The 22,445-nt window shown below is 67.0% G+C and carries 26 protein-coding genes; 7 read left to right on the top strand and 19 right to left on the bottom strand.

Translation table 11 applies throughout. The annotated features are described in order from the left end of the window. Nucleotide 1 precedes the first annotated feature (1 nt). The 16 genes from ccmI to HG262_RS16785 form a co-directional block, all read right to left on the bottom strand. Nucleotides 2-1,297: a c-type cytochrome biogenesis protein CcmI gene (gene ccmI, locus HG262_RS16710; RefSeq protein WP_169272071.1), complete on the bottom strand. Its 1,296-nt coding sequence runs from the start codon at nucleotides 1,295-1,297 to the stop codon at nucleotides 2-4. Next, nucleotides 1,294-1,782: a cytochrome c-type biogenesis protein gene (locus tag HG262_RS16715; protein ID WP_211187438.1), complete on the bottom strand. Its 489-nt coding sequence runs from the start codon at nucleotides 1,780-1,782 to the stop codon at nucleotides 1,294-1,296. Before HG262_RS16715 ends, ccmI begins: the two co-directional genes overlap by 4 nt. After that, complete coding sequence (locus tag HG262_RS16720; RefSeq protein WP_169272072.1) at nucleotides 1,779-2,300, bottom strand: DsbE family thiol:disulfide interchange protein; 522 nt, start codon at nucleotides 2,298-2,300, stop codon at nucleotides 1,779-1,781. Before HG262_RS16720 ends, HG262_RS16715 begins: the two co-directional genes overlap by 4 nt. Further along, nucleotides 2,300-4,309, bottom strand: coding sequence for a heme lyase CcmF/NrfE family subunit (locus HG262_RS16725; RefSeq protein ID WP_169272073.1), 2,010 nt, complete (start codon nucleotides 4,307-4,309; stop codon nucleotides 2,300-2,302). The genes HG262_RS16720 and HG262_RS16725 overlap by 1 nt, the downstream gene beginning before the upstream one ends. After that, a complete protein-coding gene (gene ccmE / locus HG262_RS16730; RefSeq protein WP_169272074.1) occupies nucleotides 4,306-4,773 on the bottom strand; it encodes a cytochrome c maturation protein CcmE in 468 nt (155 codons plus the stop codon). The genes HG262_RS16725 and ccmE overlap by 4 nt, the downstream gene beginning before the upstream one ends. Further along, nucleotides 4,770-4,934 carry a heme exporter protein CcmD gene (ccmD, locus tag HG262_RS30995; protein ID WP_169272075.1) on the bottom strand — a complete coding sequence of 55 codons (165 nt, stop codon included), beginning with the start codon at nucleotides 4,932-4,934 and terminating at the stop codon, nucleotides 4,770-4,772. The genes ccmE and ccmD overlap by 4 nt, the downstream gene beginning before the upstream one ends. Beyond that, nucleotides 4,931-5,722 (bottom strand): heme ABC transporter permease CcmC, encoded by a 792-nt coding sequence (gene ccmC, locus HG262_RS16740; RefSeq protein WP_169272076.1) that lies wholly within the window; start codon nucleotides 5,720-5,722, stop codon nucleotides 4,931-4,933. The genes ccmD and ccmC overlap by 4 nt, the downstream gene beginning before the upstream one ends. An 8-nt stretch (nucleotides 5,723-5,730) precedes the next feature. Further along, entirely contained in the window at nucleotides 5,731-6,396 is a 666-nt protein-coding gene (ccmB, locus tag HG262_RS16745) for a heme exporter protein CcmB (protein WP_169272138.1), read from the bottom strand. Next, nucleotides 6,362-7,045, bottom strand: coding sequence for a heme ABC exporter ATP-binding protein CcmA (gene ccmA, locus HG262_RS16750; RefSeq protein WP_169272077.1), 684 nt, complete (start codon nucleotides 7,043-7,045; stop codon nucleotides 6,362-6,364). Before ccmA ends, ccmB begins: the two co-directional genes overlap by 35 nt. Continuing rightward, a complete protein-coding gene (locus tag HG262_RS16755) occupies nucleotides 7,032-7,670 on the bottom strand; it encodes a cytochrome c3 family protein (protein ID WP_169272078.1) in 639 nt (212 codons plus the stop codon). The genes ccmA and HG262_RS16755 overlap by 14 nt, the downstream gene beginning before the upstream one ends. A gap of 15 nt (nucleotides 7,671-7,685) precedes the next feature. Next, entirely contained in the window at nucleotides 7,686-8,162 is a 477-nt protein-coding gene (locus HG262_RS16760) for a nitrate reductase cytochrome c-type subunit (protein WP_169272079.1), read from the bottom strand. A 21-nt stretch (nucleotides 8,163-8,183) separates the two neighbouring features. Then, entirely contained in the window at nucleotides 8,184-10,679 is a 2,496-nt protein-coding gene (gene napA / locus HG262_RS16765; protein ID WP_169272080.1) for a periplasmic nitrate reductase subunit alpha, read from the bottom strand. Continuing rightward, entirely contained in the window at nucleotides 10,663-10,980 is a 318-nt protein-coding gene (locus HG262_RS16770; protein ID WP_169272081.1) for a chaperone NapD, read from the bottom strand. The genes napA and HG262_RS16770 overlap by 17 nt, the downstream gene beginning before the upstream one ends. A gap of 20 nt (nucleotides 10,981-11,000) precedes the next feature. After that, the gene (napE, locus tag HG262_RS16775; protein WP_105560214.1) at nucleotides 11,001-11,159 is read right to left on the bottom strand and encodes a periplasmic nitrate reductase, NapE protein; all 159 of its coding nucleotides are present in this window, start codon (nucleotides 11,157-11,159) and stop codon (nucleotides 11,001-11,003) included. A 185-nt stretch (nucleotides 11,160-11,344) separates the two neighbouring features. Next, nucleotides 11,345-12,199 carry a 3-keto-5-aminohexanoate cleavage protein gene (locus HG262_RS16780; RefSeq protein WP_169272082.1) on the bottom strand — a complete coding sequence of 285 codons (855 nt, stop codon included), beginning with the start codon at nucleotides 12,197-12,199 and terminating at the stop codon, nucleotides 11,345-11,347. After that, entirely contained in the window at nucleotides 12,196-13,158 is a 963-nt protein-coding gene (locus tag HG262_RS16785) for a 3-hydroxyacyl-CoA dehydrogenase NAD-binding domain-containing protein (RefSeq protein WP_169272083.1), read from the bottom strand. Before HG262_RS16785 ends, HG262_RS16780 begins: the two co-directional genes overlap by 4 nt. Nucleotides 13,159-13,279: 121 nt before the next feature. Here HG262_RS16785 and HG262_RS16790 point away from each other — a divergent pair, with 121 nt between their 5' ends. Both HG262_RS16790 and HG262_RS16795 read left to right on the top strand, forming a co-directional pair. Continuing rightward, nucleotides 13,280-14,188 (top strand): LysR family transcriptional regulator, encoded by a 909-nt coding sequence (locus HG262_RS16790; protein ID WP_169272084.1) that lies wholly within the window; start codon nucleotides 13,280-13,282, stop codon nucleotides 14,186-14,188. 121 nt (nucleotides 14,189-14,309) lie between these two features. Beyond that, nucleotides 14,310-14,843 (top strand): MarR family transcriptional regulator, encoded by a 534-nt coding sequence (locus HG262_RS16795; RefSeq protein ID WP_169272085.1) that lies wholly within the window; start codon nucleotides 14,310-14,312, stop codon nucleotides 14,841-14,843. Between the two features lie 43 nt (nucleotides 14,844-14,886). Here the strand turns inward: HG262_RS16795 and HG262_RS16800 are convergent, their stop codons facing one another. Then, complete coding sequence (locus tag HG262_RS16800; protein WP_169272086.1) at nucleotides 14,887-15,876, bottom strand: XdhC family protein; 990 nt, start codon at nucleotides 15,874-15,876, stop codon at nucleotides 14,887-14,889. Nucleotides 15,877-16,228: 352 nt separating this feature from the next. Here HG262_RS16800 and HG262_RS16805 point away from each other — a divergent pair, with 352 nt between their 5' ends. The 5 genes from HG262_RS16805 to HG262_RS16825 are packed head-to-tail and all read left to right on the top strand — an operon-like array spanning nucleotide 16,229 to nucleotide 20,542. Then, entirely contained in the window at nucleotides 16,229-17,191 is a 963-nt protein-coding gene (locus HG262_RS16805) for an amidohydrolase family protein (protein WP_169272087.1), read from the top strand. A gap of 21 nt (nucleotides 17,192-17,212) precedes the next feature. Continuing rightward, nucleotides 17,213-17,965: an Asp/Glu racemase gene (locus HG262_RS16810; RefSeq protein ID WP_169272088.1), complete on the top strand. Its 753-nt coding sequence runs from the start codon at nucleotides 17,213-17,215 to the stop codon at nucleotides 17,963-17,965. A gap of 11 nt (nucleotides 17,966-17,976) precedes the next feature. Then, nucleotides 17,977-18,801, top strand: a complete 825-nt coding sequence (locus tag HG262_RS16815; RefSeq protein ID WP_169272089.1) for an alpha/beta hydrolase — start codon at nucleotides 17,977-17,979, stop codon at nucleotides 18,799-18,801. 30 nt (nucleotides 18,802-18,831) lie between these two features. Further along, on the top strand, nucleotides 18,832-19,881 hold the full coding sequence (locus HG262_RS16820) for a 2,5-dihydroxypyridine 5,6-dioxygenase (RefSeq protein WP_169272090.1): 1,050 nt from the start codon (nucleotides 18,832-18,834) through the stop codon (nucleotides 19,879-19,881). Nucleotides 19,882-19,921: 40 nt separating this feature from the next. After that, complete coding sequence (locus tag HG262_RS16825; RefSeq protein WP_169272091.1) at nucleotides 19,922-20,542, top strand: N-carbamoylsarcosine amidohydrolase; 621 nt, start codon at nucleotides 19,922-19,924, stop codon at nucleotides 20,540-20,542. A gap of 70 nt (nucleotides 20,543-20,612) precedes the next feature. Here HG262_RS16825 and HG262_RS16830 read toward each other — a convergent pair whose 3' ends face one another. Together HG262_RS16830 and HG262_RS16835 are read right to left on the bottom strand one after the other, a co-directional pair. After that, a complete protein-coding gene (locus HG262_RS16830; RefSeq protein ID WP_169272092.1) occupies nucleotides 20,613-21,131 on the bottom strand; it encodes a nuclear transport factor 2 family protein in 519 nt (172 codons plus the stop codon). A gap of 17 nt (nucleotides 21,132-21,148) precedes the next feature. After that, the gene (locus HG262_RS16835) at nucleotides 21,149-22,438 is read right to left on the bottom strand and encodes an aromatic ring-hydroxylating dioxygenase subunit alpha (RefSeq protein ID WP_169272093.1); all 1,290 of its coding nucleotides are present in this window, start codon (nucleotides 22,436-22,438) and stop codon (nucleotides 21,149-21,151) included. Nucleotides 22,439-22,445: the final 7 nt, after the last annotated feature.

Raw genomic sequence — 22,445 nt, forward strand, 5'->3', positions numbered from 1 at the left:
GCTAGCGCACGACGGTGTCGGCTACCAGTTCCAGGCCGTCCGCGCGGATGGGCACCTCGGAAAGCACGCCGCTCAGGTCGCCGGGCCGGGCGGTGGCGGTGCCAGAACGGCTGACGCGGATTTCCACGCGGACGTTGCTGGCCCGGGACAGCGTGGCGTCGGGCGACATGGCGCTGCTGTCGTCCAGCACGAACGTGCGCGGCAGGTCCGACACGCGCCATTGCAGGATCGCCAGCGGCATGCGTGACCCCTCGACGGGGCGCGCCAAGATGAACACGGTATCGTCGGGCTGGACCTGACCGCGCAGGGAATCGGCGATCCGGGCCTGGCCGCTGATGCGGGCGGCCAGGGCGGACGCGTCGCCGGCGGGCTTCGCCTGGGGCGCCGCATTCGAAGCCGTATTCTGCACGCCATTCCCGCCAGCCATCGGCGCCGGCGGTGCGCCGGCCGCCATGGCGCGCGCCTGGGCGATGTTGGACTGGATCTGCCGCGCGGCCTCGGAATCCGGCGGCAGCAGGGCTTGCAGGCGTTCCCAGTGGGCCAGTGCCTCGGCTGCATCGCCGCGCCGCAGCGCCATCATGCCCGCCAGCGCCAACGCCTTGGGTTGATCCGGCTGCGTGGCCAGCGCCTGCGCCACCGCCTCGACCGCATGGGCGTCCGGCACGCCCCGGTTCGCCGACAGCAGCGCATCGGCCATGTCGGCCAGCACGGCGGGTTGGCCCGGAACCAGACGCAGCACCTGTTGATAGGCGGCCACGGCGTCGGCATAGCGGCCCAGGGTCTCATAAGAGCGCGCCAACGTGTACCAGCCGTCCGCATCGTCGGGCGCATTGCGCAGGCGCTGCGCCAGCGCGTTGATGGCCACCGCCATGTCGTCGCCGGTGTCTTGCGCATGCGGTTCAACGGCGCGGGCCATGACGGAGGCATCCGCCGCTGCGCGGGGATTGCCCAGCTTGCCGTACAGCAGCACGGCGGCCACGGGGATCAGCACGCTCAGCAGGCAAGCGGCCGCCACGCCCGCGCGCTGGCCCCGGACTGGCGCGGCCTGCTGTTGGCGCAAGGCCAGGTCCTGCAGCAGGTCGCGCTGCAGCTCGTCTTCGGCCCGCGCCAGGCCGTCGGCGCTCAGGCTGCCGTTCTGCCTGTCGCGCCGCAGTTGCTCGCGCTGGGCCACGTAGAACGCGCGCACGCTGGCGTCGGACGTCGGGTCCGCTGCCGGTGCACGGCGTACCAGCGGCGGGATCAGGCACAGCAGCGTCGCCAGCAGCAGCAACAGGACGACAAGCCAGAGCGTGGTCATGAACCGGTATCCAGAAAGCGGGCGGCGCGGGCGCGTTCATCGGCGGTCAACGGCGCGCGTGCGCGCGTTCGGCGCTTCACCGTGCGCAGCAGTACCCAGAATCCCAGCGCCAGCAGCGCGAACGGCCCCAGCCACAGCAGCCAGGTGATCGGTTTGAACGGCGGGTCGTAGCGGACGAAATCTCCGTAGCGGTCTTCGAAGAAGCGCATGATCTGCGCATCGCTGCGGCCCTCGGCCAACTGGGCGTGGATCAGGTTGCGCATATCGTGCGCCAATGGCGCGTTGGAGTCCGCCAGCGTCTGGTTCTGGCAGACCAGGCAGCGCAAGCCGTGCGCCAACTTGTCGGCCCGTTGCTGGTCGGCGCTGGACAGCGGGGGCAGGGCGGCAGGCGTCTGCGCGGCGGATGCGGGGCCCGAGGCCAAAAGCGCCGCCAGCATCACCGCCAGCGCCGGCAGCAGGGCGGCAAGAAGGCGGGCGGCCCTCATCGCAACCCCTCGATCACGGGTTGGATCCGGGTGCGCCAGATGTCCGGCGTGATCAGGCCCAACTGCTTGTAGCGGATGCGTCCGGCGCCGTCGATGACGAAGGTCTCCGGCACGCCGTAGACGCCGTATTCGATGCCGACGCGGCCGTCGGTATCGCTGGCGGAGGCGATGAACGGATTGCCGTTGCGCGCCAGCCAGTCACGCGCGTCTTGGGGCTTGTCCTTGTAGTTCAACCCGTATAGCGGGAGGCCGTGGCGCTGGGCGACCTCGCGCAGCACCGGCAATTCATCGCGGCAGGGGCCGCACCAGGACGCCCACACGTTCAGCAGCCACACCTGGCCGCGCAGCGACTGCACGTCCAGGCGCTCGCCGGACGCTTGCAGCAGCGGCAGGTCGATGGGCGGGGCGGGCTTGTCGATCATCGCGGACGGCACCGCGCGCGGATCGCGCGACAGGCCCATGGCCAGGAACACGGCCATCGCCATGAAGGCGCCAAGCGGCAGCAGGTAGCGCAGCATCAGTACCCCTCCCGCGCGGCGTGGGCGGGCGGGGCGGCGTCGGCCTTGGGCGGGCGGGCCGCGGCCTCTTGCGCACGCCGGTAGCGTTTGTCGCCGGCCGCCAGCAGGCCGCCCAAGGCCATTAGCAGGCAGCCGCTCCAGATCCAGGTCATGAAGGGCTTGACCTGGATGCGCACGGTCCACGCCTTGTCGCCCACGGGTTCGCCCAGTGCCACGAACAGGTCGCGGGTGAAGCCGCTGTCGATGTCGGCCTGGCTCAGCGCCATGTCCTGCACGGTGTACAGCCGCTTTTCGGGATACAGCGTCACCACCGGTTTGCCGTTGCGCGTGACGGGGAATACGGCGCGTTGCGCGGTGTAGTTGGGGCCGGTGGCGGGCGCCAGGCTGGCGAACGTGAACTGGTAGCCGCCGGCTTCCTGCGTGGCGCCCAGTTCCATGCGCAATTCGTGCTTGACCTCGTAGCCGTTGGCCAGCGTGACGCCGGCGATGAAGACGCCGATGCCGGCATGCGCCAGCAGCATGCCGTACCAGGCGCGTGGCTGGCGGCCCAGGCGGCGCAGCCATTGGCCCCCGCCGTCCGTCAGCCGCTGCGTGGCGTGCGCAGCGGCGCTTGCGACCGACCAGGCCGCCAGCCACAGGCCCAGCATGATCATGGGCGAACCCAGCCGCCACGGGCCGGGCATGGCCAGCGGCAGCAGCACGCTCGTCGCCACGCTGACCGCAAACGCGGCGCGCAGCCGGCGCGCCAGGTCGGGCATGTCGGCCTGTTTCCAGCGAGCCATCGGGCCCACGCCCATCAGGAAGATGGCCGGGGTCATCAGCGGCACGAACACGGCTTCGAAGTAGGGCGGGCCGATGGATATCTTGCCCCAGTCCAGCACGTCCAGCACCACCGGGTACAGCGTGCCCAGCAGCACCGAGCCGGCGGCCACGGTCAGGACGACGTTATTCGACAGCAGCAGCGATTCCCGCGACAGCAGCGAAAAGCCGCCGCCCAGGCCGACCGTCGGCGCGCGCCATGCGTACAGGGCGAGCGACCCGCCCACGATCACGGTCATGAAGGCCAGGATGTACAGTCCGCGCCCCGGGTCCACCGCGAAGGCGTGCACCGAGGTCAACACGCCCGAGCGGACCAGGAACGTTCCCAGGATGCTGAGCGAGAACGTGCAGATCGCCAGCAGCACCGTCCAGCTGCGGAAAGCCCCCCGGCGCTCGGTCACGATCAGTGAGTGGATCAGCGCGCTGCCCGCCAGCCAGGGCATGAACGACGCGTTCTCCACCGGGTCCCAGAACCACCAGCCGCCCCAGCCCAGCACGTAGTAGGCCCACGCGCTGCCCAGCAGGATGCCGATGGTCAGGAAGGTCCAGGCGGCCAGGGTCCAGGGCCGGACCCAGCGCGCCCACAGCGCATCCAGCTCGCCGGAGAGCAAGGCGGCGATGGCGAAGGCGAACGCCACGGAAAACCCCACGTAGCCCATGTACAGCATGGGCGGATGCACGATCATGCCGGGGTCCTGCAGCAGCGGGTTCAGATCGCGGCCGGCCATGGCAGGCGGCATCAGCCGTTCGAACGGATTGGACAGGAACAGCAGGAACAGCAGGAAGCCGACGCTGATCCAGCCCATCACCGCCAACACGCGGCCGGCAAACGCAAGGGGCAGGCGGCGGCTGAACACGGCCACGGCCAGCGTCCAGGCGGTCAGCAGCAGCAGCCACAACAGCAGCGATCCTTCGTGCCCGCCCCAGACCGCCGCGAACCGGTAGGCGGCGGGCAGGTCCGCGTGCGAGTTGCCGGCCACGTACAGCACCGAGAAATCGTTGTGCACGAACGACCACGCCAGGCAGCCAAACGCCAGCACGGTCAGGCAGAACTGGCCCACGGCGGCGGGCCGTGCCACCCGCAGCCCGGCCTGCCAGCCGGTGGCGGCGCCGATCAACGGCAGGGTGGCCTGCGCCAGCGCCGTCAATAGCGCCAGGATCAGGCTGAACAAGCCGATCTCGGGGATCATCGCGCCTGCTCCGGCATCGTGTTGGCGGCCGTGGCCGTGACCGTGCCGGCGCGCTTGATCGCATCGGCGGCCTCGGGCGGCATGTAGTTCTCGTCATGCTTGGCCAGCACTTCGGTGGCGCGGAACACGCCGTCGGCGTCCAGCTTGCCCGCCGCCACCACGCCCTTGCCCTCGCGGAACAGGTCGGGCAGCAGGCCTTGATAGCTCACGGGCACGGAGTGCGCGGTGTCGGTCACGATGAACCGCAAGGTCAGCCCGTCCGCTTCGCGCCGCACCGAGCCGGGTTCCACCAGCCCGCCCACGCGGAAGCTGCCGTTGCGGGGCGCCTCTTTCGCGGCGACTTGCGTGGGGCTGAAGAAGAACACGAGATTCGACTGCAAGGCGTTGAGCACCAGCGCGGTGGCCAGGGCCAGCAGGCCCAGTCCGCCGGCGATGGCGAACATGCGGCGCTTGCGCGGCGTCATGGGTGTCCCTCGCTGGCAGGCCCGCGCGCGGTCGCCCGCCGGATGCGGGCGCGGCGCCACAGCACGAAAGCCTCCAGCCCCATCAGCGCCAGCGTGACGCCGTAGGCGCCCAGGATGTAGGGGCCGTGGCCCTGCAACGAGAACAGCGTGTCCCAGCTCACGGTGCCTCCGGGGCAGGACGGCCGGCACGCAGGGCGGCGGGCTCGCGTTCGGCGATGAGGCCGCGCACGCGCGCCAGCGCCACTGCCGCGCTGTACAGCCAGAAGGCCGCCACCATCAGCAGCATGGCGGTGACCATGATGCGCGCCATGCTGGGCGCCGACGTCAGGTTGATGGAGGCGCCCTGGTGCAGCGTGCTCCACCAGCGGACCGAGAAATAGATGATGGGCACATTCACGACGCCGGCCAGCAGCAGGATGGCGCCGCCCCGGTCGGCGCGGCGGATGTCGTCGGTGGCCGCCTGCAAGGCCATGAAGCCCAGGTACAGGAACAGCAGGATCAGTTCCGACGTCAGCCGCGCATCCCAGACCCACCAGGCGCCCCAGGTGGGCTTGCCCCACAATGCGCCCGTCCACAGCGTCAGGAACGTGAAGAGCGCGCCGGTGGGCGCCAGCGCCCGCATCATCATGAAGGACAGGCGCGTGTTGTAGATGAGCCCCAGCGCGGCGTAGCCCGCCATCACCACGTACAGGAACATCGACATCCAGGCCGCCGCCACGTGGATGAAGAGGATGCGGTAGACCTCGCCCTGCTGACTGTCCGTGGGCGCGACCGCCAGGCCGACGTACAGGCCCGCGCAGGCGAAAAGCGCCGCCGCGAGCGCCAGCAGGGGAATCAGCCGCCCAGCCAGCGGATAGAACACGGCGGGGGACGCGTAGCGCATCCAGCCCGCGCCGGGCGCGGACGGGCCGGCGGCGTAAGGCGAATCGAAAGCGGGATGCTTGTGCATGGGGCCTCTCATTCCAGCGTCACGCGCAGCGCGGCGGACGCGCTCCAGGGGCACAACAGGATCGCCAGGCACAGGCACGCGCCCAACAGCGACAATTGCGGGCCGGCGCCCAGGCCGGCATGCGTGGCGGACACCGCACCCGCCCCGAAGATCAGTACCGGTACATACAGCGGCAGTACCAGCAGGGGCAGCAGTGCGCCGCCGCGCAGGCCCAGCGTCAGCGCCGCGCCCAGCCCGCCCACCAGCGCCAGCGTGGGTGTGCCCAACAGCAGCGACAGGACCAGCACGCCGATCGCCTGCGGCGGCAGGCCGAATTGCAGGGCCAGCACGGGGCTGGCAAGGATCAGCGGCAGGCAGCCGCTGAACCAGTGCGCGGCCAGCTTCACACCCACCAGCAGCGGCAGTGGATGCGGCGACACCAGCAGTTGCTCCAGCGCGCCGTTGGCATGGTCCTGCGTAAAGGGGCGGTGCAGGGTGAGCAGGATGCCCAGCAGCGCGCAGACCCATAGCACGCCCGGCCCGATCGCCAGCAGCAAGGCAGGGTCGGGGCCGATCGCCAGCGGGAAGAGCGAGCCCGCGACGATGAAGAACAGCGTGGCGCCCAGCGTGTCCGCAGGCCGCCTCCAGGCCAGCCGGACGTCACGCAGCGCCAACTGAGACAGCGTAGCCAGCATCCGCGTAGTCATCCATGTTCAGGGTTTGCGTGCGGGAGGCGCCGGTCGCCGGCGCCCGGTGCGACGCCACCACCGCCGCGCCGCCCGCATCCAGGTGCGCGTCCAGCGTGCGCCACAACTGCTCCAGGCTGGCCGCGTCCAGGCCGGCATCGGGTTCGTCCAGTAACCACAGTGGCTTGCCGCCCAGCGCCACGGCGGCCATCGCCAGCCGGCGGCCCTGGCCTTGAGACAGCCGGGCCGCGGGCAGGTGCAGGCTGCCTTCCAGGCGCCAGCGGCGCAGGGCCGAGGCGATGGCGGCGTCATCCTGCGGCGTGCCCGCCACATGCAGGGCGTAGCGCACGTTTTCCAGCGCGGTCAATTCGCCGCACAGGCCATTGGCATGGCCCAGGAACGCCACGCGCGCAAAGTACGCGGCCGGGTCGCGGCGCACGTCCCGCCCTTCAAAATGCAGCGTGCCGGCCAATGGGCGCAGCAGGCCCGCCAGCATGCGCAGCAGGCTCGTCTTGCCGCTGCCATTGGCGCCTTGCACGTGCAGAAGCTGGCCGCGATGCAGGTCGACGTCCACCGGACACAAGCCTTCGGAACGGCCGCGCGGGCTGCGCAGCCCGCTGGCGGCCAGGATCGGCGACGGGGCGTCAGCGGGCCGCATTCGCCACCTCTTTGGGCGCCCCGGCCGGCGGCGTCGCGTCAGAGGTCTGGCCAGGCGGGATGTGCGGCAGCGTATGGGCAATGCCCTTATGGCAATCGATACAGGTCTTGGTCTTGTCCGCCAGGTACGTGGAGTGCATGTTCTGCGCGCGCACGCTCTGGCGCGTGAAGTCCATGTATTCGTAGTTGTGGCAGTTGCGGCATTCCAGCGAGTCGTTGGCCTTGAAGCGCGCCCATTCGTGCCGGGCCAGCTCCAGCCGTTTGTCCACGAACTTCTCGCGCGTGTCGATGGTGCCGAAGATCTTGCCCCACACTTCCTTGGACGCCTGCATCTTGCGGGCGATCTTGTCCGTCCAGTTGTGCGGCACGTGGCAGTCCGAGCACAGGGCACGCACGCCCGAGCGGTTGGTGAAGTGGATGGTGCCCTTCAATTCCGCATATACGTTGTCGCGCATTTCATGGCAGCCCGTGCAGAACTTCTCCGTATTGGTCAGCTCCATGGCCGTGTTGAAGGCGCCCCAGAACAGGATGCCGCCGATGAAGCCGCCGATCGTCAGAAAGCCCAGGCTGAAGTGCACGCTGGGGCGGCGGATGATGTTCCAGTAGCGCTTGAGGAGCTTGAACATGGCGGCGTCAATCCCTTACTTCTTGTCGGTGGCCGGGGCCGTCAGGCGCTTGAGGATCACGTCGATGTCCTGATAGGTGTTGGACACCAGCGGCTTGGCCTCGGCCTGCGGCACGTGGCACTGCACACAGAAGTACCGTCGCGGCGACACTTCGGCCAGCACGTTGCTGTCGCGGTCCATGTAGTGCGTCACGCTCAGCGGCGGCGCCTGCGTTTCCTCGGTGTTCACGCGCGCGTGGCAGGACAGGCAGCGGTTGTAGTTCTTGTCGATCTGATAGCCGTCGATCTTGTGGGGAATGGTGGGCGGCTGCATCGAATAGGTGCGCATCCGCTTGATGTCCTTGTTCTCGATCGGGCTGATCAGCGGCGGATCGGCCTCTTCGGCGATCGGGGTGGGCCCGCGCATGGGGTCTTCGACCTCAAGCGGCGGCGCGGCCCAGGCGGCCGAACCCAGAAGGATGCCGAGGGCGATGGTGGCGGCGCGTAGCTTCATGGCTGTCTCCCGGGGGGGCGTTCAGACCTTGACGATCTTGACCGCGCACTTCTTGAAGTCGGTCTGGAACGAGATCGGGTCGGTGGCGTCCAGCGTGACCTTGTTGATCAACTGCCCGGCGTCGAACCACGGCACGAAGACCAGGCCGCGCGGCGGCTTGTTGCGTCCACGGGTCTCCAGCCGGGTGCGCATCTTGCCGCGCCGCGACTCGATCTCGACTTCCACGCCGCGCCGCAGGCCCATCGCCTGCGCGTCGTCGGGGTGCATGAAACAGACCGCGTTGGGAAACGCCCGGTACAGCTCGGGCACGCGTCGCGTCATCGATCCGGAATGCCAGTGCTCCAGGACGCGTCCGGTGGACAGCCAGAACGGATATTCCTTGTCCGGCGACTCCGGGGGCGGTTCGTAGGGCAGGGCGTAGATGACGGCGCGGCCGTCCGGGTTGCCGTAGAACTCAAAGCCGGCGCCGGCCTTCACGTAGGGATCGCTGCCTTCGCGGTAGCGCCACAGCGTTTCCTTGCCGTTGACGACGGGCCAGCGCAGGCCACGCGCCTCGTGGTAAGTATCGAACGGGGCCAGGTCGTGGCCGTGGCCACGGCCGAATTCGGCGTATTCCTCGAACAGGCCTTTCTGCGCATAGAAGCCGAAGGCCTTCGCTTCCTGGTTTTCGTATTCCGCGTTCAACTCGCTATTGGGGAACTTGTTGACTTTGCCATTGGCGAAGAGCACGTCGAATAGGGTCTTGCCCCGGTACTCGGGCTTTTTCGCCAGCAGGTCGGCGGGCCAGACCTCTTCCACCTTGAAGCGCTTGGAGAATTCCATCAACTGCCACAGGTCGGAACGCGCATCGCCCGGGGCGTTCACCAGTTGATGCCAGAACTGGGTGCGCCGTTCCGCGTTGCCATAGGCGCCTTCCTTCTCCACCCACATGGCCGCGGGCAGGATCAGATCGGCGGAAATGGTGGTGACCGTGGGGTAGGCGTCCGACACCACGATGAAGTTGTCGGGGTTGCGGTAGCCCGGCAGGCCTTCGTTCATCAGGTTGGCCGCGGCCTGCATGTTGTTGTTGACCATCACCCAGTAGGCGTTGATCTTGCCGTCCTTCAGCATGCGGTTCTGCAGCACGGCGTGCGCGCCCACCTTGTCGGGGATCGTGCCGTCGGGCAACTGCCAGATCTCTTCCGCGTGCGCGCGGTGCTTGGGGTTGGTGACGACCAGATCGGCCGGCAGGCGGTGGGAGAACGTGCCCACTTCGCGCGCGGTGCCGCAGGCCGAGGGCTGCCCCGTCAGCGAGAACGGGCTGTTGCCCGGCGTCGAGATCTTGCCCGTCAGCAGGTGGATGTTGTAGACCATGTTGTTGGCCCACACGCCGCGCGTGTGCTGGTTAAAGCCCATGGTCCAGAACGATGTCACGCGGATCTTCGGATCGGCGTAGAGCTCGGCCAGATCCTGCAACTGCTTTTGAGGCACGCCGGTCAGCTTGGACGTGTATTCCAGGTCGTACTTCGAGACGAACTTGGCGAAGTCATCGTAGGTGATGGGCTTGGAGCCGCCCGCCTTGTCCGCGTTCTTGGCCGCCTTCTGCAAGGGGTGGTCGGGCCGCAGGCCATAGCCGATGTCGGTGTTGCCTTCGTGGAACACGGTGTGCTTGTCCACGAAATCGCGGTTTACGCGCTTGGTCTGGATGATGTAGTTGGCGATGTAGTTCAGGATCGCCAGGTCCGTCTGCGGCGTGAACGTCAGCGTCAGGTCGGCCAGTTCGTACGAGCGGTGTTCGAAGGTCGACAGCACCGCCACCTTGGTTTTGGGGGCGGACAGCCGGCGGTCGGTGACGCGTGTCCACAGGATGGGGTGCATCTCGGCCATGTTCGAGCCCCACAGCACGAAGGCGTCGGCGTTCTCGATATCGTCATAACAGCCCATGGGTTCGTCGGCGCCGAAGGTCCGCATGAACCCCACGGCCGCCGACGCCATGCAGTGCCGCGCGTTCGGGTCCAGGTTGTTCGACCGGAAGCCCGCCTTCATTAATTTCAGCGCGGCGTAGCCTTCCCACACGGTCCATTGCCCTGACCCGAACATGCCGACGGCGGTCGGGCCCTTGTCCTTCAACACCCGCTTGAACTGTTCGGCCATCACGTCGAACGCCTGGTCCCAGGACACCGGCGCGAACTCGCCGTCCTTGGCGTATTTGCCGTCCTTCATGCGCAACATCGGCGTGGTCAGCCGGTCGTTGCCGTACATGATCTTGGACAGGAAGTAGCCCTTGACGCAGTTCAGGCCCTTGTTGACCTCGGCGTTGAAATCGCCGTGCGTGGCCACGACCTGATTGTCCTTGACCGCGACGTTCACGCCGCAGCCGGTCCCGCAGAACCTACAGGGCGCCTTGGACCATTTCAGCTTGGCCGCTTCGGATTCCGTCACGATGTTCTGCGTGTACCCGACGATCGGAATGCCCGCGACGGTGGCGGCAGCCGCGGCGGCGGATTGCTTGATGAAATCTCTACGAGCCATGGACATCGCCAATCTCCTCGTTCATCGCGGCAAGCGTGTCGGCGTGCTGGTAGACCAGCGCCGAGGCCAGCACGCCATCCAGGCGCTGGATCTGGGAGATCCGCGCCATCATGTCGTCGGTGGAAGGCGCTTCCAGCGTGACCACCAGTTTCCCGGTGTCGGACGCGCCATGGATTTCGGATCCCGCGACGGCCAGGATGGCGGCGCGGACCTCGGGCAGGCGTCGGGGCAGGGCATGCACGACCAGGCTGGCGATATGCAGCTCGGGCGGTGCCGTGGACGGCGGGGGGGAGGCAAGCGCGGACATGGGGGTTCCGTCGCCTCGCATCAGCTGCCCGGGGGGCCGGCGATCAGCTGATAGAACCAGACAATGAAACCGTAGCCCGCCACGATGACGACCGTAAGGACGGGGGCCATGACCGCCGTCAGGAACAGGAAACTTCGCAGTTCCTGAGGCTTTGTGTAGCCATCAGACTCGTTTTGCACACACCACCTCGCGACAACGGTTGGGGTATTGCGTTTAACGTGCGGATGCCGAAGTTTGTAGCAGTGCTTTCACACGGCGTCAATGTTGCATCACGGCGAAACAATCGCGCCGTGGCGCTATATACGAAAGTGCCTGACGCCTTGCCGTAGCGCGTCAGGCACCTTGTATTGATTCGCGTTGCGGATTAGCCGATGGCGCCGTAGATGCGCCGGGCGTCCTCTGCCGTGGCCAATGGGCGGCCCAGCGCGCGTGCGCCTTCGGCGGCTTGCCGGACAAGCGCCGCATTGCCCGCCGCGATGCTGCCGTCGCGCAGCTTCAGGTTGTTCTCGAAGCCCACACGCATGTGGCCGCCGAACGCCGCCGCCGTCGTGACGCAGGCGTTTTCCTCGGCGCCGAACGCGCAGATCGCCCAGGGCAGCGTGTGGTCGTACGCCGCCAGGAAGGGCAGCAGATCGTAGGCCGAAGACGTCTGGCCTACGCTGTAGCGGCCCAGCACGAACAGCACCGACCAGGCGCCCGGGGGCACCAGCCCGCGTGCGCGCAGCGACTGCCAGCGTTGTACGTCGCCTTCGTCGTACAGGATGATCTGGGCCAGGATGCGGCGCTCCGCCACCCAGGCAAAAAACGCCGCCAGTTCCGTTTCGGGAATGTCCGGCACGGCGATTTCGCGCAGGCCCATGGACACGGCCTCGGGCTGCAGTTCGCGCACCAGCGCGATCTGTTCGGCCGCCTTGTAGACCCCGGCGGCTTCGCTGGTGACCTGCACCAGCAGCTCTCGGCCTACGGCGCGGTCGACGGCGGCCAGCGCCTCGCGGTAGGCATGGGCGTCCAGCAAGTGGCTGCCGTCGGGCTTGCGCACGTGCATGTGCATCATGCCGGCGCCGGCCTCCAGGCAGGCGCGCGCTTCAAGCGCCAAGGCCTCGGGCGTCATCGGCACGGCAGGGTGGTCCGCGGCTTTCTTGTAGGCGCCGTTGGGCGCCACGGTGATGATGACGGGGGATTCGGCCAGCGCGGCGCGCGGCAGGGTGGTCGTGTTCAAGGCTGGATCTCCGGCAGTTCGGGGCTGATCAGGTCCAGGCCGGCGCGCAGCAGGCGATCATAGCGGGCGCGCTCGGCGGCGATGGTCTCGGGCGTCCAGGCGTAGAAGCCTTCGCCGGCTTTCATGCCGTAGCGGCCGTCGGCGGCGCGTTCGGTCAGGCAGCGCGCGGGGTGGTCCGCATTGCAGAAGGTCGGATACATGGTCGCGCCCGCGGCGGCGTGCACGTCGATGCCCGCGTGGTCGCGCTGCATGACGGGGCCGGCCGCCAGAAAGCGGAAGCCGAAGCCGAAGCGCACGGCCGCGTCCACGTCCTCCGGCGAGGCGATGCCGCGGTCGATCAGATCAAACGCTTCGCGCGACAACGCGTGCTGCAAGCGGTTGGCCAGGAAACCGGGCAGGTCCTGCTTGACCTTCACCGGCACGCTGCCGCAGCGGCGCATGAAGGCGATGAGCGAATCCGCGCAGGCGTTATCGCTGGCCTCGCCCAGCACCACTTCCACCAGCGGCACCAGGTGCGCGGGCATGAAGAAGTGCAGGCCCAGCATGCGGCCGCGCGTTTCCAGGCCCTGGCCGATGGCGCTGATGGGGAAGCTGGAACTGTTGCTGGCCAGGATGGCGTCCGGGCGGGCGCGCCGCGCCAGATCCGCGAACAACGCCTGTTTGATGTCCAGGCGTTCCGGAATGCACTCAATAACGAGGTCCACGGTGGACCAGTCCACCGCGTCCAGGCTGGGCGCGGTCGCCAGCAGCGCGGCATTGGCTTCGCGGCCGATTGTCTTCAGGTTTTCGGCGACGCGGGCGGGCAGGCCGGCCGCGCGTTCTGCGTTGGATTCGATCACGGTCGTCCGGCAGGCCGCGCGGGTCAGCACCACCGCTACGTCCGCGCCCATCGTGCCGCCGCCCACTACCACTGCATGCGCCGCGCCCGGGTTGGGCAGCGCTGTTGCGTCCGTCTGCATGGTTTGCTCCTCTCTTGCATCGTCGTTGGGGGCGAGTGTAGAGAAGCCGCTTTGATTGATGAATCAGATTTTTTGGATAGAATGATCGGTAAAACAGATCAATAGAGACAGGCAAGGCATCATGCAGATCAATCTTTCGATGCGCGATATCGACACCACGCTGGTGCTGGGCCGCACGCTCAATTTCCGGCAGGCGGCGGGGCAGTTGCACCTGTCGCAATCGGCGCTGTCCACGCAGGTCCAGCGCATCGAAGAGGCCCTGGGCGTCCGGCTGTTCGACCGCACGACCCGCACCGTGCGCCTGACGGCGGCCGGCGAAGTCTTCATGCAGCAGGCCGCGACCTTGCAGGTGGCGTTCCGCGACGCGATCGCGGCGGTCAGCGGCGTCACCAGTGCAGAGCAGGGGCAGGTGTCGGTTGCCGCGTTGCCGTCGCTGGCGGCCCGGCTGCTGCCGCGCGTGCTGATGGCCTACCGCCAGGCGCACCCGCACGTGGCGCTGAAAGTGCGCGACACCTTGTCGGGTCCCGCCTTCGATCTGGTGCGCGCGGGCGAGGTGGATTTTGCGCTGACCGCCGCCGACCCGCAGCACGCCGACCTGCACTACGTGCCGCTGCTGTCCGACAGTTTCCTGTTGTTGATCCCCGAATCGCACCCCCTGGCCAAGACGCGGGGGCCGGTGCGTTGGGCCGACACCGCAAGCGCGGCGCACGTGTCGATGGTGCAGCCCAGCAGCGTGCGGCAGTACACGGAATGGGCCTTTCTGCAAAACCGCATCCGATTCGCGCCGGCGTTCGAAGCGGAGCATCTGACGACGATCGTGGCCATGGTCGAATGCGGCTTCGGCGTGGCCGCCTTGCCCGAGATCGCGGCGGGCGCGGTGTCGCAGACCGCCATCGTCCAGCGGCCGCTGACCGGGCCGGTGGCAGAGCGTTCGATCGGCCTGGTCACGTCGCGCAATCGCAGTCTTTCGCCTGCCGCCGCGGCGCTGGTGCAGACCCTGAAAGCCTATCTGGCCGCGCATCCGCGCTAGGGTTTTGCGGTGCCGCGCCACGCCATTTTTGATTTCCCTCAAGCGGCCGCGCAAAGGCTCTCGACACGAAGTGGGCGGTGGTATTATTCTCAGTACACTAACTAATTGGAGCTGCCTCAACGTGCCGGATGTACAGAAAAAGACGACGTCCCAGAAGCGCGTCGCAACTCAGAAGACAGAGAGCAATATTTTTGATCCGGCCAAACAGGTGCTGTGGTCGCGCCCCGGCTATCTGGTGCGGCGCCTGAACCAGATCCACTACGCCATGTTCTACGAAGAGTGCAAGACGCAGAACGTGACGCCCGTGCAATACGGCGTGCTGACCGCGCTGTCGCTCAGCCCGTGGCTGGACCAGACCGCCATCGGCATGGAGCTGGGGCTGGATCGCACCACTACCGCCGACGTCGTCAAGCGCTTGCAAGAGCGCGGCCTGGTGGAGCGCCGGGTCAATCCCACCGACAAGCGTTCGCGCCAGGCGGTGATCACTCCGGAAGGCTTGCGCATCATGGGGTTGCTGCAGGAAGGCATGGCCCGGGCGCAGCGGCGCTTGCTGGAACCGCTGTCCACGCGCAACCAGGAAATCTTCATGAAGCTGCTTTCCACGCTGGTGGAAGCCAATAACCAGTACAGCCGCACCACGCTCAAACCGATGTAGGGCGGGAGGGGGCCGCACCGCTGGCGCGTGCCCCGTTTCGCCATCAGTCTTTCAGCGCATTCATCCGGGCCACGCCTCGGGCGGCTTGCCCGTCGCCCAGGGTATTGCGCACCCAGATCAGTTCGGCGGCGATCGCCACGGCGATCTCGGCCGGCGTTTTGCTGGCGATGCGCAGGCCCACCGGGCCATGCAGGCGGGCGATCTGGCCGTCGTCCAGGTCGAACAACCGAAGCCGTTCGCGCCGTTTCTCCTGGTTGGCGCGCGAGCCCAATGCGCCGACGTAGAACGCGCGCGATTTCAATGCTTCCAAGAGCGCCATGTCGTCAAGCTTGGGGTCATGGGTGACGGCCACGATCGCGGTGCGTTCATCGGTGCCGATCTCCAGCACCGCATCGTCCGGCATGCTGGTCAGCAGCGTGGCCCGGGACGCATTCCAATCGGTAAAGAACTCTTCGCGCGGATCGCAGACCGTGACGTGGAATTCCAGCGTCGCGGCGATATCGGCCAAGACGCGGGCCGTCTGGTTCGCGCCGATGATCAGTAGCCGCCACCGCGGCCCGTACACGCTGCGGAAGATCCGGCCATCGAAATCGGGCCCGTCGGCGGGGCCGGCAGGCGAAATCGAGGTATGGCCGTCCAGCAGATCCACCGTGCGCTGGATCAGGCGATGCTCGCGGATCGACGCCAGCACCCGGTCCAGCCATACGGTGTCGCGCAGCCGTTCGCTGATCAGGCGCAGCGTACCGCCGCAAGGCAGGCCGAAGCGCGCGGCCTCGTCCCGCGTGACGCCATAGGTCAGGCGGGCGGGGGCGTCCTCCAGCGCGCCGGCGCGGGCCCGCGCGATCAGATCGTCCTCGATGCAGCCGCCTGATACCGATCCGGCGACGCGGCCGTCGTCTCGCACCGCCAGCATGGCGCCCGCTTGCCGCGGCGCCGAGCCCCAGGTCTGCACAACAGTGATCAAGTGCACGCGGCTACCCGCGGCGACCCAGTCGCGGGCAAGTTGCAGTACATCCAGGTCCAGGGCGTTCATCGGTTTCTCACAGGGGAAATGCGGTGGCGGCAGAAGGGCGCCGGCACGGTTTATGTTCACTGTACTGATGAATTGACGAGATGTCTCTAGTGTCTATCCCTACCTATTTTCGCGCCTTTTCCGGCGGGTTCGGAAGGCGTCTCGCCGGCCCCGGGATTTCCCTAATTGGTCAGTACGCTGACTATAAAGTCAGTATACTGACGTAAATTCGGAAGCCGGACGGTGCGCATTCCCCCTGCGGGGATGCCGTCCGGTGTTCCGGTTGTTCCAATCAAATAGTCAGTGTACTGATAATAGGTACTGACATGCCGGGGCGGGGCAGGCGCCGCGCCATCACACTGGGAGCAGGGGAATGAGCAAAGTGCGCAAGATCGCGTTCGAGGAGCACTACACCGCGGTTGGATTCAAGGATTATTCAAAGAGTTTCGCGCAGCATATCGATCCCGCCGTGCTGGCCGACCTGGCGGCGCGGCTGGTGGATTTCGATGAGGTCCGGCTGGGCGAAATGGACCGCGCCGGCATCGACTACGTCATCCTGTCGCAGACCGGCCCCGGCGTGCAGGCGGAAGCCGATGCCGCGGTGGCGCTCAACCGCGCCAAGGAGAACAACGATTTCCTGGTCAGCCAGATCGCGCGCCATCCGACCCGGTACGGCGGCTTCGCCACGTTGCCCATGCACGACCCCCGCGTCGCCGCGGCTGAGCTGGCGCGTTGCGTCAAGCAACTGGGCTTCAAGGGCGCGCTGATCAACGGCCACACCAACGGCGTCTATTACGACGACCGCGCCTATGACCCATTCTGGGAGCAGGTGCAGGAACTGGATGTGCCGATCTACCTGCATCCGAGCGATCCCTATGTCATTCCGCAGGCTTATTCAGGCCACCCGGAGCTGGTGGGGGCGTCGTGGGGCTGGGGCGTCGAGACCGCCACGCACGCGCTGCGGCTGTTGTTCGGCGGCGTGTTCGACCGCTATCCCGGCGTCAAGCTCATCCTGGGGCACATGGGCGAAGGCCTGCCGTTCCAGCGGTGGCGCTTCGACAGTCGTTTCGCGGTCTATTCGCACGGCATCAAGCTGGCGCGCGCGCCGTCGGAATACCTGGGCAGCAACATCGTCATCACCACGTCCGGTGTCTGTTCGCCTCCCACGTTGACGGCCGCCATTGCCGAAATGGGCCGCGAAGCGGTGATGTTCTCGGTGGATTACCCCTATGAATCGACGGCGCTGGCCGCCGAGTTCATCGAGCAGACGCCGATGGACGACGCCACCCGAAACCTGGTCTGCCACGGCAACGCGCAGCGCCTGTTCAAACTCTGATCCCCGGAAAAAGGAGCAACCATGCAGAGACCCTTCCGTATCGGCCAGATCGTGCCGAGCTCGAACACGACGATGGAAACCGAGATCCCCGCGATGCTGCTGGCGCGCCAGCAGATCCGGCCGGAACGTTTCACGTTCCATTCCAGCCGGATGCGCATGAAGAAGGTGGTGAAGGAGGAACTGGCGGCGATGGACGGCGAGTCCGACCGTTGCGCGGTGGAACTGAGCGACGCGCGGGTGGACGTGCTGGGATACGCCTGCCTGGTGGCCATCATGGCAATGGGCCATGGATATCACCGGGTATCGGAAAAGCGCCTGCAGGCGCACACGGCCACCAACGGCGCGGATGCGCCCGTGATCACCAGCGCGGGGGCCCTGGTGGACGCCTTGACGGTGATCGGCGCGCGCCGCATCGTGGTGGTGGCCCCGTACATGAAGCCGTTGACCGAACTGGTGGTGGACTACATCCGCAACGAAGGCTTTGAGGTGGTGGACTACCGCGCGCTGGAGATCCCCGACAATCTGGACGTCGGCCGCCACGACCCGGCGCGGTTGCCGGAGATCGTCGCGCAGATGGACACCCGCGATGTCGACGCCATTGTGCTGTCGGCCTGCGTGCAGATGCCGTCGCTGCCGGCCATCGCCAAGGTCGAGGCGCAGACCGGCAAACCGGTGATCACCGCCGCCGTCGCCACCACCTACGCGATCCTGAAGTCGCTGGACCTGGAACCGGTAGTCCCCGGCGCGGGCGCGCTGCTGTCGGGCGCCTACTAAGGAAGACGGCCATGAGCACTTATCTCTATGGCGGCAACGTCCATGCCAATGGCATCCGCCAACACTACCTGCGCTACGGCGGCGGCCACGCGGCGGACCGCGATGCGGTCGTGATCGTGCCGGGCATCACCAGCCCCGCGGCCACGTGGGGCTTCGTGGGCGAGCGGTTCGGCAAGACGTTCGACACCTACATTCTTGACGTGCGCGGACGTGGCCTGTCGGAAGCCGGCGCATCGCTGGACTACAGCCTGGACGCCCAAGCCGCCGACGTGCTGGCCTTCGCGCAGGCGCTGGGACTGGAACGCTACAGCCTGGTCGGCCATTCCATGGGCGGGCGGATCGGCGTGCGCGCGGGCCGTACCCGGCCCGCCGGCCTGCGCCGCCTGGTCCTGGTCGACCCGCCGGTGTCCGGCCCTGGCCGCCGGCCGTATCCGGCCAAGCTGCCCTGGTATGTCGATTCCATGGCGCAGGCCCGCCACGGGATGGACGCCGAGGCCATGCGGGCCTTTTGCCCCAGTTGGACGGACGCGCAACGCCAACTGCGCGCCGAATGGCTGCACACCTGCGACGAACGCGCCATCATCCAGAGCTTTGACGCCTTCCAGACCGACGATATTCATGCCGACCTGCCGCGTCTGAATGTGCCGGTCCTGCTGGTGACAGCGGAAAAGGGCGACGTCGTGCTGGAAGACGACGCGGCCGAGATTGCGCGGCTGGCGCCGGGGACCCTGCACCACCGCGTGCCGGCGGCCGGGCACATGATCCCGTGGGATAACGAGGAAGGCTTCTACGCGGCCTTCGGCGATTTCCTGGGCGCGCCGCTGGCGCGGGCCTGAATCGCCGGGCCTTCACGCAAGGAGAGAATCATGCCTGTAAGCGACTATGAACTGGTGAAAGCCTGGCAGCAGGTGCTGACCTTGTCCAACCTGCAGCCCGGCCAGTCCGTAACGGTGCTGACCAGCGCCGCGACCCACCCGCAAACGCTGTCAACCGCGCTGATCGCGGCGCAATCGATGGGGGCGGTGGTCAACCGGCTGGACTTGCCGCCCGTCAATGGTGAAAAGGCGTTAAGCCGCGATTCACTGGCCTATCTGGGCACCACGCCGCTGACCGGGAACATGCCCGCGATCGCGGCGCTGAAGGAAAGCGATCTGGTGCTGGATTTGATGACCCTGCTGTTTTCGCCGGAGCAGCACGAGATCCTGGCCACCGGCACCAAGATCCTGCTGGCCGTGGAGCCGCCCGAGGTGCTGGCGCGGCTGGTGCCGACGGAGGCGGACCGCGCGCGGGTGAAGGCCGCGGCGGCGCGCATCAGTGCGGCGCGCGAGATGAGCGTCGTGTCGGCGGCGGGTACGGACTTGCGTTGCCCGCTGGGCGAGTTCCCGGCGATCAGCGAATACGGGTTCGTGGACGAACCGGGGCGTTGGGATCATTGGCCCAGCGGCTTTGTGCTGACCTGGCCCAACGAACGCGGCGCCCACGGCAAGATCGTGATCGACGCGGGCGACATTCTGCTGCCGCAGAAGCTGTACGTGCGCTCGCCCATCGAACTGACGGTAGAGAACGGTTTCGCCACGCGCATTGAAGGCGGGGTCGACGCGGAGCTGCTGAGCGAGTACGTGGCGTCGTTCCGGGACCCCGAGGCGTACGCGATCTCGCATATCGGCTGGGGCCTGCAGCCGCGCGCGCACTGGACCACGCTGGGCCTGTACGACCGTGAAGCCACCATCGGCATGGACGCACGGGCGTACGAGGGCAATTTCCTGTTCTCGCTGGGGCCGAACAACGAGGCGGGCGGCAGCCGCACCACCACCTGCCACATCGACATCCCGTTGCGCGGCTGCACCGTGCGGCTGGACGGCGAGGACGTGGTCCGCCAGGGCAAGGTGCTGGACGGCGCCGCCCCGCAGGAATAAGCCATGGCGCCAAGCAACCATCGATCAAGGAAACTGCTTCATGCATGACGACATCTCCGCCTACGAACGCCAGGGCTTCGGCGCCACGATGGCCCCGAAGCCGCCCTATGGCCTGCTGATCGTGGACCTGGTCAACGGATTCGCCGATCCAGCCGTATTCGGCGGCGGCAACATCGCGCCGGCCATCGCGCAGACGACGCATCTGCTGGCGCATGCGCGCAGCCAGGGCTGGCCGGTGGCGCACAGCCGCATCGTGTTCGCCGACGACGACGCCGACCACAACATCTTCACGCTGAAAGTCCCAGGCATGCTGACGCTGAAGGAAGCGCATCCCAACAGCGCGATCGTCCCTGAACTGACGCCTGCCGCCGGGGAACTGGTGGTGCGCAAGACGGTGCCTTCGGCGTTCTTCGGCACCGGCTTGGCGGCTTGGTTGTCGCAGCGCGGGGTGCAGACGCTGCTGGTGGCGGGCGCCGTCACCAGCGGCTGCGTGCGGGCAAGCGTCGTGGACGCGATGCAGTATGGCTTTCGGCCGCTGGTGGTGTCCGATTGCGTAGGCGACCGCGCCATCGGCCCGCATGAGGCCAACCTGTTCGACATGCGACAGAAATACGCCACGGTGCTGACGCGCGAGGAAGCGGTGCGAGCGACGCTGGCCTGATGGCCTTCCAACGGAAAAGGGGTTGCGCCTAGTTGGCGCAACCCCTCTTTTTGCGTTGGCGGCCGCCTGCCTACACGGGGTAGACCAGGTCGTTGGCCAGGATGGTGGTGTCGTACACCACCTGGCGCTCTTTCAGTTTGAGCACGCCGTCCTGCTGGGTGAAGCGGTCGTAGTAGGTGCCCGCCAGATGCAGGGTCGTGGGGCCTTCCACCAAGGTCTGCATCAGCATGAACGCGGCCTGGGCCTCGATGTCGCCGTCAGGCGATTCGCTGATCACGCGGGTGTTGCTGACCAGGTGTAGCATGTATCGCGGGGCGAACATCTGGGTGCGCGAAATGGCCACGGCGCGGTCGTGCATCATGGCCCGGCCCTCGGCGTAGACCAGCCCCACCGGCAAGCCCAGCTCGGCGTTCTCGCGCGCGGTCACGCGGTACAGGCCGTCCTTGGTGAAGAAGTCGGGCCAGGCCTCGATCTGGCCGGCGTCCAGCGTCGCACAGTAGTCGGCGTGGAATTCCTCGATTTCCTGGCGCAGCGCGATGGCGCGTGCCGGATCGATCTTGCGGGGGGAAAATTCGAATCGGGTTCTCATGTGTCTTGGTTCCTGCCTCAGAAGCCCATCACGCCGCGGTAGTAGCTGTACATCGAGCGGATCGCGGCCTCCGAAATCAACGTGTTCGACGTCCCTTGCTTGCCGGACTCCAGCTTCAGCACGTTGACGTCGGTGCTGGCGCGCCGCACGCCTTCCTGCACGAATTTCATGGCTTCGTTGTCTTCCAGGCCCAGGAAGCCGGCCGGCCCCATCAGGTTGCCCTGGCGCAGGCGATGGCGTTCCATTTCGGGCGTGTCGTCCTCGTAGCCGAACATGGTCCATTGCATGATCATGCTGTCGGGCCCGTTGGGCACGATCTGGCGCACGCCCAGCGTGTTCATCTCGCGCTGCACGATCAGGTTGGGCCACACCGTCTGCATTGTGACCGACCAGGGCGAGTCGAACTCCTTCACGAATTCCAGGAAGCGGTCGTCCTGCAGGTGCAGGCCGTCATGGAAGGAGCGCATTTCCTTCTTGTTCTCTTCGCTGACGGTGGCGTACTTGTCTTCGCTCTTGGCCGAGGCCATGGTGCCGTGGCGGCCGTGCACGGAATCGACAAGCATGGCCGATTTATTGCCGGCCACCAGCAGCCCGAACACCACCAGGAACGAATGCAGCAGGGTCGCGTGGTACGGATCCTTCAGGTTCTCGTGGTACATCTTCCAGTTGCAAGGCAACTCGTTGCGGTAGTAGCCGTGGATCTTTAGCTTCTTGCCAGGAAAAACCGTGTCGAAATCGGCCAGGATCTCGGGCGTCAGGTACTGGTCGATGGGTTCGACGTCAGCGTGATAGGACGCGAAGATGACGCCGTTGCGCGTCGTGACGTGGAGCTTACGCAGGCCGTGCTCGTCGTTTTTGAAGTCCTTGGGCATGCCGCCTTCGCGGTTCACGCCGCGCTTGAAGGGAATGCCTTGCAGATTGCCTTTCAGATCGTACGACCATTGGTGGTAAGGGCAGACGAATTCCTTGGCGTTGCCTTGGCTATTGCGGCAGAACTCGGCGCCACGGTGGGCGCAGCGGTTTTCGAATACGTTGACCGAGCCGTCTTCGGCGCGCGAGACCACGACCGGCGTTGGCCCCACGTAAGAGCGCTTGTAGTCGCCCGGATTCGGCAGTTCGGCCTCAAGCGCCACGTAGTTCCAGGTTTTGCCGTGGAAGATCTTCTCGACTTCCTTGTCGTAGATGGCGCTGCTGGTGTAGACCCAGTCGGGGATGTAGTGCAGCGCGTCTTCCGGCCAGACACAGTCGGCTAGCGCTGCGTCCTTGGCGGCCACCGTGCGGCCGATGACGGTTTGTGATTGATACATGGAAAGC

This window comes from Achromobacter sp. Bel (assembly GCF_012928505.1).
GTDB lineage: Bacteria > Pseudomonadota > Gammaproteobacteria > Burkholderiales > Burkholderiaceae_B > Achromobacter.